Source organism: Nostoc commune NIES-4072 (assembly GCF_003113895.1).
GTDB classification, from domain to species: Bacteria; Cyanobacteriota; Cyanobacteriia; order Cyanobacteriales; family Nostocaceae; genus Nostoc; species Nostoc commune.
In genome coordinates, this window is record NZ_BDUD01000001.1 from 7,113,793 (window position 1) to 7,130,076 (window position 16,284).

General features: G+C 40.9%; 22 protein-coding genes. 10 read left to right on the forward strand and 12 right to left on the reverse strand.

From position 1 onward, the window contains the following. Nucleotides 1-72 precede the first annotated feature (72 nt). Nucleotides 73-4,356, forward strand: a complete 4,284-nt coding sequence (locus tag CDC33_RS32015) for a CHASE2 domain-containing protein (RefSeq protein WP_146195879.1) — start codon at nucleotides 73-75, stop codon at nucleotides 4,354-4,356. Nucleotides 4,357-4,369: 13 nt separating this feature from the next. Here the strand turns inward: CDC33_RS32015 and CDC33_RS41425 are convergent, their stop codons facing one another. Beyond that, nucleotides 4,370-4,492 carry a hypothetical protein gene (locus CDC33_RS41425; RefSeq protein WP_280524439.1) on the reverse strand — a complete coding sequence of 41 codons (123 nt, stop codon included), beginning with the start codon at nucleotides 4,490-4,492 and terminating at the stop codon, nucleotides 4,370-4,372. Nucleotides 4,493-4,593: 101 nt separating this feature from the next. Between CDC33_RS41425 and CDC33_RS32020 the strand changes: the two genes are divergently transcribed. Together CDC33_RS32020 and CDC33_RS32025 are read left to right on the forward strand one after the other, a co-directional pair. After that, entirely contained in the window at nucleotides 4,594-4,863 is a 270-nt protein-coding gene (locus CDC33_RS32020) for a ribbon-helix-helix domain-containing protein (protein ID WP_109012346.1), read from the forward strand. Next, on the forward strand, nucleotides 4,842-5,213 hold the full coding sequence (locus CDC33_RS32025) for a type II toxin-antitoxin system PemK/MazF family toxin (RefSeq protein WP_109012347.1): 372 nt from the start codon (nucleotides 4,842-4,844) through the stop codon (nucleotides 5,211-5,213). The genes CDC33_RS32020 and CDC33_RS32025 overlap by 22 nt, the downstream gene beginning before the upstream one ends. Nucleotides 5,214-5,487: 274 nt before the next feature. Here the strand turns inward: CDC33_RS32025 and CDC33_RS32030 are convergent, their stop codons facing one another. The 4 genes from CDC33_RS32030 to CDC33_RS32045 form a co-directional block, all read right to left on the reverse strand. Further along, nucleotides 5,488-5,826, reverse strand: coding sequence for a CpeR family transcriptional regulator (locus CDC33_RS32030; RefSeq protein WP_109012348.1), 339 nt, complete (start codon nucleotides 5,824-5,826; stop codon nucleotides 5,488-5,490). Next, nucleotides 5,736-5,930 (reverse strand): hypothetical protein, encoded by a 195-nt coding sequence (locus tag CDC33_RS41760; protein WP_369694374.1) that lies wholly within the window; start codon nucleotides 5,928-5,930, stop codon nucleotides 5,736-5,738. The genes CDC33_RS32030 and CDC33_RS41760 overlap by 91 nt, the downstream gene beginning before the upstream one ends. A 4-nt stretch (nucleotides 5,931-5,934) precedes the next feature. Further along, on the reverse strand, nucleotides 5,935-6,099 hold the full coding sequence (locus tag CDC33_RS39330; protein WP_181374197.1) for a hypothetical protein: 165 nt from the start codon (nucleotides 6,097-6,099) through the stop codon (nucleotides 5,935-5,937). 854 nt (nucleotides 6,100-6,953) lie between these two features. After that, nucleotides 6,954-7,874: an ATP adenylyltransferase family protein gene (locus CDC33_RS32045; RefSeq protein ID WP_109012777.1), complete on the reverse strand. Its 921-nt coding sequence runs from the start codon at nucleotides 7,872-7,874 to the stop codon at nucleotides 6,954-6,956. Nucleotides 7,875-8,052: 178 nt separating this feature from the next. On the opposite strand from CDC33_RS32045, the gene CDC33_RS32050 reads away from it, so the two are divergent. After that, nucleotides 8,053-9,315, forward strand: a complete 1,263-nt coding sequence (locus CDC33_RS32050; protein ID WP_109012349.1) for an HhoA/HhoB/HtrA family serine endopeptidase — start codon at nucleotides 8,053-8,055, stop codon at nucleotides 9,313-9,315. 49 nt (nucleotides 9,316-9,364) lie between these two features. Here CDC33_RS32050 and CDC33_RS32055 read toward each other — a convergent pair whose 3' ends face one another. From CDC33_RS32055 to CDC33_RS32075, 7 genes are all read right to left on the reverse strand, one after another. Continuing rightward, nucleotides 9,365-10,504 (reverse strand): site-specific integrase, encoded by a 1,140-nt coding sequence (locus tag CDC33_RS32055; protein ID WP_109012350.1) that lies wholly within the window; start codon nucleotides 10,502-10,504, stop codon nucleotides 9,365-9,367. Nucleotides 10,505-10,531: 27 nt separating this feature from the next. Beyond that, nucleotides 10,532-10,666: a hypothetical protein gene (locus tag CDC33_RS41430; protein WP_280524440.1), complete on the reverse strand. Its 135-nt coding sequence runs from the start codon at nucleotides 10,664-10,666 to the stop codon at nucleotides 10,532-10,534. 91 nt (nucleotides 10,667-10,757) lie between these two features. After that, nucleotides 10,758-11,984: a hypothetical protein gene (locus CDC33_RS32060; protein ID WP_109012351.1), complete on the reverse strand. Its 1,227-nt coding sequence runs from the start codon at nucleotides 11,982-11,984 to the stop codon at nucleotides 10,758-10,760. Continuing rightward, entirely contained in the window at nucleotides 11,981-12,136 is a 156-nt protein-coding gene (locus tag CDC33_RS39335; protein WP_181374198.1) for a hypothetical protein, read from the reverse strand. The genes CDC33_RS32060 and CDC33_RS39335 overlap by 4 nt, the downstream gene beginning before the upstream one ends. Continuing rightward, entirely contained in the window at nucleotides 12,136-12,339 is a 204-nt protein-coding gene (locus CDC33_RS32065; protein ID WP_109012352.1) for a hypothetical protein, read from the reverse strand. The genes CDC33_RS39335 and CDC33_RS32065 overlap by 1 nt, the downstream gene beginning before the upstream one ends. Before the next feature lie 78 nt (nucleotides 12,340-12,417). Further along, a complete protein-coding gene (locus CDC33_RS32070; protein ID WP_109012353.1) occupies nucleotides 12,418-12,780 on the reverse strand; it encodes a hypothetical protein in 363 nt (120 codons plus the stop codon). A 28-nt stretch (nucleotides 12,781-12,808) separates the two neighbouring features. After that, on the reverse strand, nucleotides 12,809-13,153 hold the full coding sequence (locus tag CDC33_RS32075; RefSeq protein ID WP_109012354.1) for a hypothetical protein: 345 nt from the start codon (nucleotides 13,151-13,153) through the stop codon (nucleotides 12,809-12,811). 407 nt (nucleotides 13,154-13,560) lie between these two features. Here CDC33_RS32075 and CDC33_RS32080 point away from each other — a divergent pair, with 407 nt between their 5' ends. From CDC33_RS32080 to CDC33_RS32105, 6 genes are all read left to right on the forward strand, one after another. Further along, entirely contained in the window at nucleotides 13,561-13,902 is a 342-nt protein-coding gene (locus CDC33_RS32080; protein ID WP_109012355.1) for a hypothetical protein, read from the forward strand. Between the two features lie 126 nt (nucleotides 13,903-14,028). Continuing rightward, entirely contained in the window at nucleotides 14,029-14,241 is a 213-nt protein-coding gene (locus tag CDC33_RS32085; protein WP_109012356.1) for a hypothetical protein, read from the forward strand. Further along, complete coding sequence (locus CDC33_RS32090; protein ID WP_109012357.1) at nucleotides 14,238-14,441, forward strand: hypothetical protein; 204 nt, start codon at nucleotides 14,238-14,240, stop codon at nucleotides 14,439-14,441. Before CDC33_RS32085 ends, CDC33_RS32090 begins: the two co-directional genes overlap by 4 nt. Before the next feature lie 334 nt (nucleotides 14,442-14,775). After that, complete coding sequence (locus tag CDC33_RS32095; protein WP_109012358.1) at nucleotides 14,776-15,108, forward strand: hypothetical protein; 333 nt, start codon at nucleotides 14,776-14,778, stop codon at nucleotides 15,106-15,108. A 2-nt stretch (nucleotides 15,109-15,110) separates the two neighbouring features. Further along, nucleotides 15,111-15,473: a hypothetical protein gene (locus tag CDC33_RS32100; RefSeq protein ID WP_109012359.1), complete on the forward strand. Its 363-nt coding sequence runs from the start codon at nucleotides 15,111-15,113 to the stop codon at nucleotides 15,471-15,473. Further along, nucleotides 15,460-16,281, forward strand: coding sequence for a LamG domain-containing protein (locus CDC33_RS32105; RefSeq protein ID WP_109012360.1), 822 nt, complete (start codon nucleotides 15,460-15,462; stop codon nucleotides 16,279-16,281). Before CDC33_RS32100 ends, CDC33_RS32105 begins: the two co-directional genes overlap by 14 nt. Nucleotides 16,282-16,284 lie beyond the last annotated feature (3 nt).

Genomic DNA, 16,284 nt, shown 5'->3' on the forward strand with positions numbered 1-16,284 from the left:
CTTCTGCCCACTGCCCCGTACTTGCATGATGTAATTATACAAACAGCTAATATAAGGTAAATTATCTATGTTATGAGTAATCAGCAAGAGCCAGAAAATTTAGCCTTTGACAATGAGCGTTCATTGCAAACTCTGGTGCGAACAATTACCCTTTCTCAGGGGGAATTTTCGCTGATTCTGCTGCGCTGTAACTATGCTGCTTTACGTCAGCGTATGGTAGAATGCCTGCACCAATTAACTCCTGTACCCATTCGCAAAATTACTTTACCCGCATCAGTCAAAACGCTTTACACAAATATTCGTGAGCAACTAGGAGATGAACAGCCACCTGCATTAATGATTTTTGGTTTGGAGTCGATTAAAGATATTGATACGGTTTTGACTTCAGCTAACCAAGTACGGGAGGAGTTTAGAAAGAACTTTCCATTTCCGATATTGTTGTGGGTTAATGATTCAGTTGTGCAAAAATTTATTCGATTAGCAACTGATTTAGAGAATTGGGCAACTATCATTGAATTTGAAAACCCTACCGATGAGTTAGTCAACTTCCTTCAGCAAAAAACTGATGAAATCTTTGCAGGTGATGTAAGGCCCAATCCCCAAATGTGCCGGGAACTAGAAACCGCCCGTCAAGATTTGCAAAATCGAGGAGAAGTATTAGAAGCAGCACTTCATGCAAGTTTAGAGTTTTTGCTTGGTTTAAATGATTATCTATATGATGAGATAGATTCTGCTTTAGCACATTATCAACAAAGCTTGGAGTTTTGGCGACAAAGTAATTATTTAGAACGACAAGGTATATTACTCGTTAATATTGCTTCAGCTTATAACCGCCAATCTGAAAAAAATCAGACAGAAAATCAACGCTATTGGCAAGAGTCTAGAAATTGCTTTCAGCAAGCGATTGAAATTTTTGAACAAATACAACGTTCAGATTTAGTTGCCAAACATATTACTAAACTGGGTGAAGTGCTACGATGTTTACAAGCATGGTCAGAGTTGCAAAGCCTTGTTGAAAAATCTCTGCCGCTACATCAAAATTATGGCACGTCGTTGCAGTTGGCTAAAGATTATGGTTTTTTGGCAGAAGTAGCCTTAGAACAGTCATGCTGGAATGAAGCTCATCAACTCGCAGGACAAGCATTACAAATATTAGCTGAGATACCTAATTTACAATCAAATGAATTTAGTTTGTATCGGTTTATTTTAGCTAAATCTCAACAGGGTTTAGGTCAAATTGAAGCAGCAATTAATAGTTTAGAAATTGCTAAATCTGAAAGTAATCATCAGTACAACCCACAGTTATATATATCTATATTAGAGAGGTTACGCTTACTCTATTTTGAACAAGCTGAATATCTGAAAGCTTTTAATATTAAGCAAGAACAATTACAAATTGAACAACAGTATGGTTTCCGTGCTTTTGTTGGTGCATCTTATCTCAACCCGCAGCGACAGGTAATTAGTTCTGCACAGTTGCAGGTAGAAAATCCTGAAACAATTGCTCAAGAAATTGCTGCTTCTGGTCGCGGACAAGATGTTAAGCGGTTGCGAGAAAGAATTGGCGGCACTGAGCATAAATTGACTGTAATTCATGGTCAGTCAGGAGTGGGTAAAAGCTCGATTTTGCAGGGTGGATTAATCCCGGCGTTGCAACAACAAGCAATTGGGGAGCGAGATGCTTTACCTATTTTGTTGCGAGTTTATACCGATTGGGTGGGGATGTTGGGGCAGAGTTTAGCTAAAGCTTTTGAGGAAGTCAGAGGTAATCAATTATTTGCTAATCTTGATTCTTCAGTAGCTATTTTAGAACAATTACGGAGAAATGCTGACCGGAATTTGTTGACGGTTTTAATGTTTGACCAGTTTGAAGAGTTTTTCTTCGTTTATCCAGACCAAGGTCAACGACGAGCATTTTATGAGTTTTTGCGAGTCTGTCTAGATATTCCTTTTGTCAAGATAATTCTGTCTTTACGGGAAGATTATTTACATTATTTATTAGAGTTAGAACGTTTATTTAATTTAAGTGCAATTAATAATAATATTCTCGATAAAAATATTCGCTATTACTTAGGTAATTTTTCGCCAGCCGATGCTATGGCTGTTGTGCAGAGTTTGACAGAACGCTCTCAATTTTACTTAGAGCCTGCATTGATTAATAAATTAGTGCAAGATTTAGCAGGCGAATTGGGGGAGGTTCGCCCGATTGAGTTACAAATTGTGGGGACGCAATTGCAAACTGAGAAAATTACAACTTTAGATAAGTATCGTCAGTTTGGTACGAAAGAAAAACTGGTTGAGCGATTTTTAGAAGAAGTCATCCATGATTGTGGTGCGGAGAATGAACAGGTTGCTCGACTGGTTTTATATTTACTTACAGATGAAAATGGTACTCGTCCCCTGAAGACTCGCGCTGAGTTAGCCGCAGATTTGGCAACAGAAGCCGATAAACTAGATTTGGTGTTAGAGATTTTTGTGGCATCAAGGTTAGTGTTGCTGTTACCAGAATCGCCGGCTGACCGTTATCAACTGGTGCATGATTATTTAGTATCTTTTATTCGTCAGCAACAGGGAGATAAATTAATTACAGAGCTTGCAAAGGAAAGAACACAACGCAAGCTTAGTGAAGATAGACTTACTCGTATAGTAAATGCAAACGAGATATTGACAACAGCTCAACAGCAAGCAAAGCGGGAACCGTTGGAGCAGAAAATTAAAATTAGGTGGTTAATATTAATTATCTTGATTAAAGCTATAAGCATTGCAGGCAGTGTTTCTATTGTGCGTCTTTATGGCTGGCTGCAACCTTTGGAATTAAGAGCTTATGACCAGATGATGCGATCACGACCGATAGAAGCACCGGATCGGCGGATTTTGCTAGTAAAAATCACTGACGAGGATCTTAAACAAGACAAAGAGACTATATCAGATCGTAGAATCAATCAGCTATTAAAAAAAATAGAGTCTTATCAACCGCGAATTGTTGGTTTATATCTTTTCCAACCAGAAAACAACTATTTGGCGGCTCATTTGCAAAATCAAGATAACATCTTCAGCACCTGTTTATTCAACACCTTGGGTAAAGATGAAATCCCACCACCGCCAAATTTCCCTATAGATAATGTTGGGTTTAGCAATGTGGTTGCTGATAATGAAAACGACCAAATTCTCCGCCGCAGTTTGTTATTTGTTTACTCTCCAGAAAAAAAATGTACAACATCATTTGCATTTGGTGCGCTCATAGCAATTAATTATTTAGATAAACAAGGCATTAAATATGATTTTACTAATAAAGGAGATTTTCAGTTAGGTAAAATCCTGTTTCCGCGTTTACAACCTAATTCTGGCGGCTACCAAAATCTGGATGCAAAGGGCTATCAAATATTATTAAATTACCATCACCCCAACAGCCTCGCCAACCAAGTAACCCTCACACAAGTCCTCAGTGGACAAGTCAAACCCAGTTTAATCAAAGACCGTCTTGTAATTATTGGCACTACAGCAGCTAATTTCACTCAAGGTAGCTTTTATACACCTTATAGCGCTTTGCCAGATCAACCAGCCAGAATGCCTGCTTTGCTTATTCATGCACAGATAGCAAGTCAACTCATCAGTACAGTGTTGGATGGGCGACCTTTAATAAATTTTTGGACTGAAGAAATAGAAGAGATATGGATTTTAGGCTGGTCTTTGGTAGGAGCCAGCATTAGTTTACTGTTTTGGAGATGGGCTTCTTGGAAATGGTCGGCCTTCAGTATATTCTTTGCAATGATTGGTCTTGCTGGTATCTGTTACTTGGCTTTCTTGGAAGGTTGGTGGTTACCTTTAATTCCTGCAATAGTAACACTACTGTTGTCTATGATTCCTATGCCAGTAGTACCCAGCTATCCTTTAGATAAACTCCGCTTCCAGCGAACTTTAGAGTTGATCTTAGAAGCTTATAGTGAAAATCTGGCTGATGCTCGCCTAGCTGTTGAATATCTCATCAACTCTAATCCCTCGAAAAGAACTGCCAATGAAGAATTGGTTAGTGCTACCATAAAAACACTGAACTCTTGTCAGACTCTTGAAACAATAGTTGTACTTGGGAATCAACTAGCTTGGATGCCTTCTCATCTGCCAAAAGAATTTAGCTGCGTACTATCCGTATTTTTGCAAATTAGCCAAGGAGTAAAAACTGCTTTGGATGAGACATCAGTATACCACCAGCGCCAATTGCTTGAAGAGTCATTAACTGCGCTGCGTTCTTTGTCAGCAAGCTTCGTTTTAGAAGGCAGCTTTAGTTCCGAAGCTAGGACTTTTAAAAGTATTGCCGAACGTTGGTTAGCAATCCTAAATGATCGGGTTAGGAGATGAATAAATAACGCTTTCACAAGTTTTGCAGGATTGAAATTAGCTGCATCATTATTTGTAGAATAACCCAGATGTGAGCCAGAGCGATCGCCATCTCTGTGACGATATCAAATAAAAGCCAAGCGATGTCTTGTGACAAGCCGCTTCGTATCTTTAAACTTTGTAGAATTATCTTTAGCACAACTATACACACTTTAGATGTGTATAATAAAGCTGATAGGCAAAACAGAGCGGAAAATTATGCATCGCCGGATTAACATCACCTTACCAGATGAGACAATTGAACTAATTGATCAAGTCATAGAAAAAGGCGATTCTCCGGAGGAGAGGCTACGCCAACGCAGTCGATTCATCAATGAAGCTGTGCAATATTATATTGCTGAAAAAGCCTTAGTCAATCTTAGAGAACAGTTAAAAGAGGGAGCCATCCAACGGGCGGAACGCGATTTGGGGTTAGTGGAAGAATGGTTTGACTTGGAAGAAGAATTGTGGCACAAAAACGAAGCGTAAACTACCCTAAACGCGGTGAAGTATACTTAGTTAATTTTGATCCAACTATTGGCGCAGAGATTAAAAAAACACGCCCAGCTTTAATCTTGCAAAATGATGTTTCTAACGAACACAGTCCAATCACGGTTGTAGCAGCTATCACCTCAAAGTTTACAGAACCTTTGTATCCTACTGAAGTACTGATTAGAGTACCAGAGGGCGGTTTGGACGTTGATTCGGTTGTACTTCTCAATCAAATTCGCTCAATTGACAAGCAAAGGCTGATTAAACGTTTGGGAATTCTGCGCCCAGAAGCGATCGCACAGGTAGATAGAGCAATTCAAATCAGCCTGGGTATAGTGAAACTTTGAGGGGAACTTCTCGCAAAAAGCCGAATAAAAGGTCTAAGCACTTTGTAGAGGCGATAATTGGGATTCTAAGACGCAGTAAATCGCGTCTCTACATGAGGGTTTTAAACTTAGACGGCTAACTGATAATAACTAACAGCTAATCATTATAAAAAAATTAGCAATTAGACATTAACAATTAGCCGTCAATCCCCAAGGTGAGTATTTAAAATTCAAAACTTAATTTTGAATTAGAGTGCAAACGCCTGTCAGAAAGATTTCCGCAGGATAGTAACTCTCAAGCACGCTCATCAAATTTAGTGTATGCACTACCAGATTTTATCCAGTATTGTTTCAAAGTATGATGAGGCGTATGTAAACTAGCTTTTGCTTGATATAAAATGACTTGCCGATGATCGCCCATCCAAATTTTATTAATCGGTTCAACGGATATTACTGTTCCTCCTAAAGAAGCTACACATTCAGAGAATCTTTCAATGGTCGTATATTCTAATGTCTCGAAAATAAAAAAGTTGCCCGAACAAATCAAGTGGCGACTGCGAATCCAGCAGCGCATTTTTTTTTCAGCTTGTGGAGGTAACATTTTAGATTTAATAGATTCAAGCTGAATCGACATAAAGCGCTCACCGCACATAAATCATCAGCAAAACTTTCCTGTTTTTCAAACCGCAAAGGGCCAGAGGTTGGCCCCCATATTTGCTTGTGGGTTTCAATATCCATACCTTTATCTACATTTCTCTAAACAAATTTTTACCACCGCCGACTCCTCAACGGATAAAGGCTCAATGTCACTGTTAGAAAGCACTTGCTCAAGAGCGAACGCTAAACGATCGCTATGGTGCGATCGCGATCGTCCAATTGAAAGTTCAAAGGATTCAGTAATTTCCATTAGAAGAGTGGTTTTAAAAAGTAGCTTACAATCCAAAAGGTAGCTTGGCTAAAAAGTTATTCTCCCAGCCGAGATGCTACCCTTTTTGATCATAACCGCATTCAGATGTGCTAAGTGCTGTTAGCGATCGCAGGGCGTTGAGCCAGTGCTGAGTTAGGAGTACTGAGTTATTATTCTCCTCCTTATTCCCAGTCCCTTTTTCATCTATACTTAGGCAAATCTAAGCAACTTCAGTGATCCTGATGATTTTGCCGCCCGTCCTATGAATGTTTTGAGGTTGCTCAAACGATACGCAGATTAGCTTTTTGCATTGTTATTGTCTTTATACATTCTGATCCAATGCCGAAGCCATATTTATTAAAATTTTTTAAGTTAAATAATAACTGGTATAAATTGCGTTGAGCGTAAGCGTTACCCAACAAACAAGACGCTCTCGCGTTTGCGTCTAACTTTCTCTACCCAAGTGTACTGTCTAAAAACAAAATTATTTGATGTCTGCGCTCAGAGTTTAAAAGATGAAGACTTCACTTTGAATTTTAGATTTATTTCGCATACAAGGAGCCTGGCTTGTACCTAAAATCTAAAATTGGCACGGTCAAGCACTCAAACTCTCACAAGTTGTTATGCGTAAATCTGCGTTTCGTAAAAAAGAGAGAAATAGAAGTGATATTGTGTCCGGCTAAAAACTTATCATCTAGAGCGTAGGGGCAGGGGGAAAGAGGCTTTTCCGATTTTTGCACAGATGGGGTAATTATAAGTGATTAACCGGACTTGATATGAGGTTTTCTAGATACGGTGAAAAGTCAGGTATATAATTTGATGCAAAGCCTCTTGTAGACATCGCATCAAGCTAATTAGCATACAGCGACACTCTTGAGGATATTCATTGGGCCTTGAGCTTTGAGAACTTCCATTTCTGTTGCATTTTTTACTAGTAAAGCACCAGCGAATCCTAATGAATTCACAGAGATAGATTGGAAATGCTCCTGCGATCGCAGTACAATCAACATCCATTCTCGTGTTGCTAGCAGATTGTAAGCACCAGATCCCACAGAATGTAGCAAAGTATGATAAACTTCCAGTGTTGCTTGCGCCCCTGCCAATGGCGATCGCACCCAATCGGGATTTAATGGTGCGAAAACGTGTATAAAAGGAAGTTTTGGTATTGCGTTGGTAAAGCCTACCGTTAGCGTAGCGGATGCACCAGAAGGTATTGATTCCTGAAATTGTGCTGATGTTAGCAGAGGTTCAATAGGTATCTGGGGTCCCGAAGGTGCAAGTGGTAGTGGCACTAATTGCAAGTGCTTATGTCGCTGACTAGCACCTGCGGTTTTGCCACTGTTGTAAAATGCTAAACCATCGAAATCAGCTAAACATGCCCACATAGCTGTAAAATCTTCCAGGGTGAGTAAGCTTTCCTGTTCCTCGAAGGCACGGGTGATGATTAGTAGGTGATAATCAACAACATTAAATTTATTTAAAATACATACATGAGTATCGGAAATATCCGCAACAAATAAATCCTCTTCGTAGGGCAAAAAAGGATTAAACTCTTGACCAGAAGTAGCAGATTGTTTCTTCTGTTTCTCCTTAGCTGCTTTTTTGCGATTCAGGTTAGACAAAATCCGCACCAAAAACCGCACACCCTCGTGTTCAACAAATTCAAATTCTGTCGGAATCGACATTAGCGCCCCGCATTGCAAAGCATGTTCAGTTCGTTCTTTAACACTTGTCCATAAAGTGCCAGGTTTAAGTAAGATTTTCCCCTGTGCCATTTTTATTCCTTCAGGCATGGTATAAAATACGCAGCGCTGTGCGTCTCTACAAATGACTATATTCCAATACGGTTCGGTAAAATACTAAAGCTTTCACAACAACGCAATACCTCCGCAACAAAACTGTCACAAATCATATCTACATTAGTAATACATCTAAATATCTTTCCAGACAGCAATGCAAAACGAATCTCGCGACAGAGAACACCCATCAAATAGCATTTCACATAACACTGCTGAAGCCAAATACCCTAATCAAGCACCCTGGAAAAAGGCTGCCGCCTCTCTATCGCTGGTGTTGCTGGGATCAGGTATGACATTGGCAGGCGGCTACATGGCTGGACACCCTCGGCAGGTGTCTGAAAGTGCATCTAATTTGGCAGTGAGTCGAGTAAGTGCCGCTCCTCCATTACCAGCGGCCACAGATCCTAACTTTGTAACACGGGTGGTACAAAAGGTCGGCCCAGCAGTAGTGCGGATTAACTCTTCCCGAACGGTAAGAACTCAATTACCAGATGAATTTAACGATCCGTTTTTTCGCCGCTTTTTTGGTTCCCAACTGCCACAATCAGGAGAAAGGGTAGAACGGGGTACTGGTTCAGGTTTTATCATCAGTGCCGATGGTCGGATTATCACTAATGCCCATGTGGTAGATGGTGCTGATACAGTGACAGTGACACTCAAGGATGGGCGCACCTTGCAAGGTAAGGTGTTAGGAAAAGATGAATTAACCGATGTTGCTGTTATCAAGGTTCAGGCAGACAATCTACCTTCAGTAGCTTTGGGTAACTCAGATCAACTGCAACCGGGAGAATGGGCGATCGCAATCGGCAACCCCCTTGGACTAGATAATACAGTAACTACTGGAATCATTAGTGCCACCGGACGCAGTAGCAATCAAATCGGTGCTCCCGATAGGCGAGTAGAGTATATTCAAACTGACGCAGCGATTAATCCCGGTAACTCCGGCGGCCCCCTGCTAAATTCCCGTGGCGAGGTGATTGCGATGAATACAGCAATTATCCAAGGGGCACAAGGATTAGGCTTTGCTATTCCTATCAAAACAGTCCAACGTATTTCCAATCAACTAATAGCTACAGGGAAAGTAGAACATCCTTATCTGGGAATTCGGATGGTAGAGTTAACGCCTCAGCTAAAACAAAATATCAACTCAGATCCCAATAGCGGTTTGAGTGTGAAGGAAGATAAAGGTGTATTGGTTGTGACAGTTGTCCCAAATTCACCAGCTGCTAAAGCAGGGATACGTGCTGGGGATGTGATCCAAAAGCTTGATGGACAAGCAGTCACAGATGCCAGCAGTGTCCAAAAAGCAGTAGAAAATAGCCAAGTCGGGGGCGATTTACGCATGGAATTACGTCGCAATGGGCAAAGTCTTAACATAGCTGTGCAACCTGGTGCTTTCCCCACGCAAGTACAATAATCGCTGTGGTGAACCTTTTTGAGCGATTTTTGAGTAGTAAATGAGTAGTTCAAAAATCTGGGGCTTCTGACTTGGTAACATCTGGGTGACAGTAATAAATCAGCACTGTCTGAATAGTGTCCCCAAGCCAGTAAGCCACTTTTTCTGGGGAGGCTCCATGAGCGATCGCCCAGGTAGCGAAAGTATGCCGTGTACCGTAAACGCTCAGGTAAGGAACTTGACCTTTATCGCTTAACTGTTTGACCACGCCGGAATAAAATTTCTTTTTTGACCAATATCCGCCCCAAGCCCGCCACAAAATTCTTAGATTTACCCTCTGGCCAAGAGTAGATTGAAAAACCAAAGAATTTTTGTCAGGCGATATCGGGCGAATTGACAGGAGTAAATTTTGGAGTTTACTGCCACTGCCACAGGAGAAAACCCGCTTCTTATTATTTTTCGTGGCTCCCAGGCTGGCGACCCTTGTGGCATAAGATTTGTTAATCGTGATTTTTGTACAATCCTGGGCGACATCTCCCCAGCACAGCGCGAACGCTTCCCCAGGACGGCAACCAGTGAAGAACAAAAACTTTACTAGACTGGTGTAGCACGAGTAAGTCGCGCTCCTCTCAAATTCCGCAATAATTAAATCTCTTTGTTCTAATGTGAATGCTTTTATGCTGTCGTTCTGAGTTTTCTGTTTAGGAAGAAGAAGTGACTTAAAAGGATTACTAAAAATTAATTTAGAATCTACGGCCCAGTCACAGGCAGAGGATAGTGATGAGATGACTTGCCGTGCTACATGGTAACTGTGATTCTGTAGTAGCTGTTCTCTGATTTGTGGTGCAGATGTTAGGGATTGCGGAAGTTTTAAAAGTATCTTGCCAAAAGTTTCATAATTATTAGCTGTAGAGGGTTTAATTAATCTTGCTTTAAATTCACAAAATTTTTCCCATAAATCGCTAATAGATAATTCTGAATGTTTAATCTCAGTGTTTAAATTTTTACTTCCAAATTTATAACGTTCTAACGTAGGATCAAATATACCTAAAGAAATTTCTCGCTGAATTTCTTCCCAGCGAGAATCTGTAATAGTTCTATTTTTAGGTGAATTTTTAAGCCCAGTCGATATATAAAATTGCTTGTTGTAACCATTGACCCTAAAACGAATATTTAGTTTTTGTGTTTTAGGATCGATGGTTACAGCCATATTTATTCTTCAGTTTTATGGATATCTTCAAAGGTTAGGTAAATTCTGCTTTCTAATTGGTTGGGCGGTCGGCATGGGTATCATGCCGTCTGGAAATAAATCTAAAATTGGCTCGTAAGGATTACCGGGTTTGAGTTTTACCCAAGTGTCATGTTTGGTCATTATTTGTTCTGAACATGTGCTATTTTTTACTTGTTGGCATCGATTTCTTTTTAGCAGCGATCGCACTCCTCCCAAAAGCGCGATCGCACTTTCAAATTGTCCCTTGCATCCATTCCTCAATCAACGCCCTGGCTGAGTAGTAATTACCAGGTAGACCGGGAACATTTTTAGCGCACCAATCAACAGAACGTCCAGCATCGATAGCGGATTTTACCGCCTGTTTTGGGTCGGAAATAGCCCCATCTGTCGGCGCGGTTTCGGGCTGAAACCCCTGATTTTGCGTGGTTTTTTGCGGTTTTTGCGATTTGGCTTGTAACTGGCTTTGTAATTGGTCAACAACCGAATAGTTACCGTTGACGTGACCGATTGCAACTGCTTTATTACCGGGTTGCCAGTTGGATAAATCGGGGACTTTGGCAGGAAGTCGGTCAATCATGCAGCACCGAAACCCCTGTGAAACCAATTCATTGAGTACCGCAGAGTAATAAAGGAACTCGTCACTGTCCTTGCGGTATTGGTTTCTTAGCCCTTTACAGTAGTCCAGGGCGAAATCACCAAAGCGCACTGTGGTAAAACATTCCTCCAAATCGCTTTCCCCTTCTAGCCCCCAGGTGGCAACATTTTCACCTTGAGCCAGGGCAATCAAGCGGATCTTAGCGTCTCTGGCGACAATAATAATGTCCTTCATCACCTCCTTTGCGCTAGGAACATTCTTGTTGATCAGCTTCCACTCGTCACAGGCAAAATTAATTTGGTTATGGGTAATACCCTCCTCCATCTCTGCATACCGCCTGTGCATGAGGAAATGAACATCTTTGAGTTTGGCTTCACATTCTTGGTAGTTGAACGGGTAGCCATAAATATCCTGATTCTGCCAGTCTGTAGGCTTTTTCTTGGGCGTAATCACGAACTGCTCACCGCCCAGTAAATCCATTAGCCACTCGGTAAAACGGGTTTTACCAACGCCAGTTTTACCAATGACGCGAATGTGTGGGAACTTGTCCGGCTCGTTGCGAAACTGAGAAAAATCAAAGAACTGAATTTCATTTGTGGTGGATAGCGCTGGTACGTCTATTGTTTGGGCTTGTAGCTCTTGTCTCATAATCGTGATCGGAACACCAGCGTATGGCAGATGGTCAACCACAAAGGCGATTTTATCCATTGGTTTATGAGCTAATTTCACGCACCACAGCATAAATTCAAGGATTTTTTCAGCCAGCAATAGGCAGAACTGAACCAGAGAAATTATCAGCTTGACTGCTACCCACCCAAAAAACCTTAACCATGTCCGAGCGGAGGGAATGTCAAAATGGTTCATCTCCGGTAAATTACTCCGTTTTTAAACCCCTCGAACTCAGCTTGACACTTAGTTAGCTGTGTTTTAAAGTCGGGTGTGGACTGCTGTTGCAAAGTCCACACCAAAACACCGATACCAGCCAACGCAAGAAATAAAGGCGTATTATCCTTCATTAGCCAATACCTTCCAACCTCTTAGCAGCATCAAGGACAATTTGCTGTTGCTCAGGGGTCAATTTGTCATCACCGTTACACTCAATCACTTCCATGTGAGTTCCGGCACGGTAGAGACAATTATTTTTTACGGCTTCGTTGTCTGTGGAATTGGCTTGAGCAACGTAGCGCTGGACGTAGGATTTGTTGATGTCTTCTGTCATAATCTTGGAGTGTGTGGTTTTCAGTGATGTGACCGCATGACGCCGGCGGTCGTGTATCTGTGCGGATGGCGATCGCCTTTAAAAATCCGCTTTATTTGCAGTAGTGCTATTAAAAATGGTTACGACCCAACAAGGTAAAGTTTTTCGCCTTGTTGGACTAACCTCAATGGGTTGACGAGTATCAAGGCAAACTGCTCGCCCGTCGTTGAGTTTTACGTAAAGGGTTTTTCCTGTTTTTGTTCGAGAGAACAGTTGCCCAGGTGACAAGGTTTCAAAGATTACTTGAGTTTTACCTACTACGTATTCAGCTTGGTGAGAATCGAATCCCTCGGAAAGCGGATCGTCTGCCATTTCTTTCCACTGTCTCTGTCTTCTGGTTTTAGGTTCAGCCAGTGATTTGCCGTTAATATTGGCTCGATCTGTGGTCTGTTGGTCGGTCATAGTAGTTGACGTGTGCCTCGATAGTGCGTTAATAGTCGCTCAACAGTGGAGTGTTGACTTTTGCCTCAATGGCTTGCATAGCAGTAATTTGAGCGCTTGTTGGCTCGACCGCAGCCGTGATAATTTCGTCCAGTAAAAAGGCTGCAATATCGGCTCCGAGTTCAAAGCGTTCACCTTCATCAAGAGAATCGCACCAAGTAATGATAATTTCGGGTATGTCCTCAAATCCCCATTCTTTCTTCTGGTAAGCGATGGTGGTTTGTTCTCGCAGTGCCAGGAAGATTAGGCAGTTTAGCCCAGTGGCTTGAGTGCGGTTAAAGTTCTGCTCAATGTGGCTGATGATGTCTAGGCGATTAATATCTGTTACATTCATGCTGTCCTCTTTCAAAGTTATTTATTTGCCGATCGATTTAGGATGTCCAGGGCATATCGCTCTGGATTTTTAATTGGCTGATATTGCTAAAATCTTCTTAATTGAATTGAACTTTGAACCGGGCGATCGCTTTGTAGAGGGCTATCGCCTTTTTACTGGGCTATCGGTTTTTACATTTCGTTACTGCTAACCCCGCGACGCTACGACTTACGGGTGAATGCAGTTGTCTGTTGTCAGTTTCCCCTAGCAGGTCTTTAAATTGCCTCAATGGCGGTAGGCTGCTATCTCTACCGGATTTGTCTGAGAAATACTGGACTTCTAGAATTCCATATAGCTATAATGTTCGCACGTCTAGAATTGTAATTCAATATTAGAATTCTAGATGTGCAATAATTGGGGTGTTGAATATGGAACTTGAGAATGTCCAGAGGCCGTCCGAAATCCGAGAAAGTGGTAATATCAGGGACTTTAAAGGTAAGTCCAGAATCTTGGGAGATGCTGCGAACCCTAGCTCTAAGCATGGGGCTTACGAGATCCCAGCTCGTAGAGAAGATTGCAATGAATCAAATACCGTTGTCACAGAACAATGGACAGCTAGTGGAATCCCTGGGAAAATCGTCGGCCAGCTAATTGATGAGAACGAAAAGCAGCTGGCTTACCACCGACAACAGGTTGAAATAATAGAAAACAGGCTTCAAGAGCTAAGACAAGTACCTGAAAGCCTTACAAATATAAATGAGAGTGAATAAGCCGTCCTGCCTACAAAGGTGAGGACGGCTTTATTCATGGATATGTCGCCTACTTATTAGCAGGCGACGCATCTGTGACTATTCGGGGTTGAGTTGCGATCGCTGTTGACTAATACCCAATGACCAATGACCGAGAAACCAACATACCCAAACTTCGACAACCTAGTAAACCAGACAGATGCAGAAATGCAGCGATTGGGCTGGACAGAAGCCCAAGGTCGAGAGCATTTGATGAAATATTACGGAGTGCGATCGCGCATCTTGTTAACCGAGGATGAGCTAGATAACTTTCTGCTTTACCTGCAACTGACCGATTCCCCAACACCCAATAACCAATGAGTACACAGGAAGAACAGATAAAAGCTGCGATCGTGATTTATGGCGACAGGATTGCGATCGCTTCTCCAGAATTAAACAGTGCCACAGAGCTTGCCTGCTACAAGCTAAACCAATTTGTAGATTACATCTCCACCCTAGACCCAGAACTAGAACGACATGAGGCAATCACTATGGCATCTAGTGCATTGCATTTTCACTAGGGATTAGCTTATTCAATAGCCATTAACAAGTTTCAAAAAGGTGGTTGTCTGGGTGCGATCGCCTTTTTGCGGAATTTTGATAAAAGTTAACAAATCAATAATTAAGTATATATGCGGTTTATCTGTGAATAGATTTCTGATTCAATTTCTTGTTTCCCCGTATCCTGACATAGCAAGGCTTGGGCGGCTGAAGAGACAAAACTTAATTTTTGTTTGAATAACTAGTCAACCCAAAAGAATTGCTTTTTCATACTTTTTCAGCAGCCCCTAACTACTTGCATGTACAAAAATTAAAAGATACAACGGATTTATTCACTTCAAGAAAATCCGTTGTATGGCTGAACCGACGCTTGCTGTATTTGGTGCTAACGCTACCCAAACTGCTACTGATTTAGTTATTAAAAAATCAGACTTGGTAGCTGTAGGCTTGACCCCAGCTACATCCAATACAGCTGAATCACTGTTGATAGCAATTATTTTGCAATTTAAAACAGTTCTTACAGATACTGCCCGTGATACGAATATTGACCAATCAATTGCAGTCACTGATGGTTTTAGCCCATCAATCACAACTCGCAACAATGCTATTTATCTTAGAAATACAATTTCTATCGAAGTTGATAAGCTGTTGACTGGTGCTGATGTTATTGATCCTGATGATTACTAATTATGCAAACACTAACACTGCAAGAGCTATTTGGTGTTAAGGCTGTGCAAACTAGTGATAAACTAATTATTAATAAATCAGATTTATCGCTAGTCGGGCTTACCCCTACAACAAACAATCGCGCCCAACAATTACTAGTTGCGATTCTTTTACAAGCACTAATTTCTTTTCAAGGATATTTAACGGAAGAAAACGGCAATATTATCACTGATGAAAACGGCAATCCAATTGGATACGACAACAGCCAGTTGTATGAACTACTGGAAATAATTCATTGGGGAGTGTATATCCCAGATGGATATACAAATAGGATACGTAATCAGTTCATCATTCATTCATACGTATTAGATAATGACCCAAATTAAAGATATTGCAATTTCAAAAACCGTTGCGGCTGATAATGACTTTTTAATAATGCAATCGCCAGTCGGAGAGACTTACAAAATTACTAAAGCTGATTTACTTCAAGGCTTATCTTCTGTTGGAACCGCTGATAGCAATTCAGATAATTTATTTTCTAGCGTAGTACTACTACTATCTAATAATAATAATTTTCTAGATAAATCTTCTCTTGCAAATAGCTTATCTGTTTCTGGAATAACAATAAGCTCAATTAGTAAATTTGGCGCTAATAGCGCTTACTTTGCAGGTAGCGCTAATATTTTAACTACTCCTAATAGAAACGAGTTTAATTTAGGAAATAGTGATTTTACTATAGAAGCTTGGGTCTATCCAACGGTGCTAGACGGTAATCCTAGATACGTTATCAGCAAAGTGGGTGATTTATCAAATAATTCTAATAGAAGCTATGGTTTAAATGTAAGCGCTAATAATTTTCAATGGTACTTCACCTCTGATGGTATCAATGATTCTCCTATCAATTTTCCTTGTAACCTTCAAATTAATAACTGGTATCACATAGCAGTAAGTCGAACAAATAATAATTTATACGGATTCTTGAACGGCGTATTAATATCATCTACATCACATAGCACTACTTATTTTAATAGTAGTGCAAGCCTTACTATTGGTAGCTTTGGCGGATATGCAGCAAATGGGTATCCTCAGCTTTCATTTATTGGAAATATTGAAAAAAATGGACTCAGAGTGACTAAAGTATGTAGATACACTTCATCTTTTACAGTATCCACCAAAGCTTTTTCTACTATTTAAATT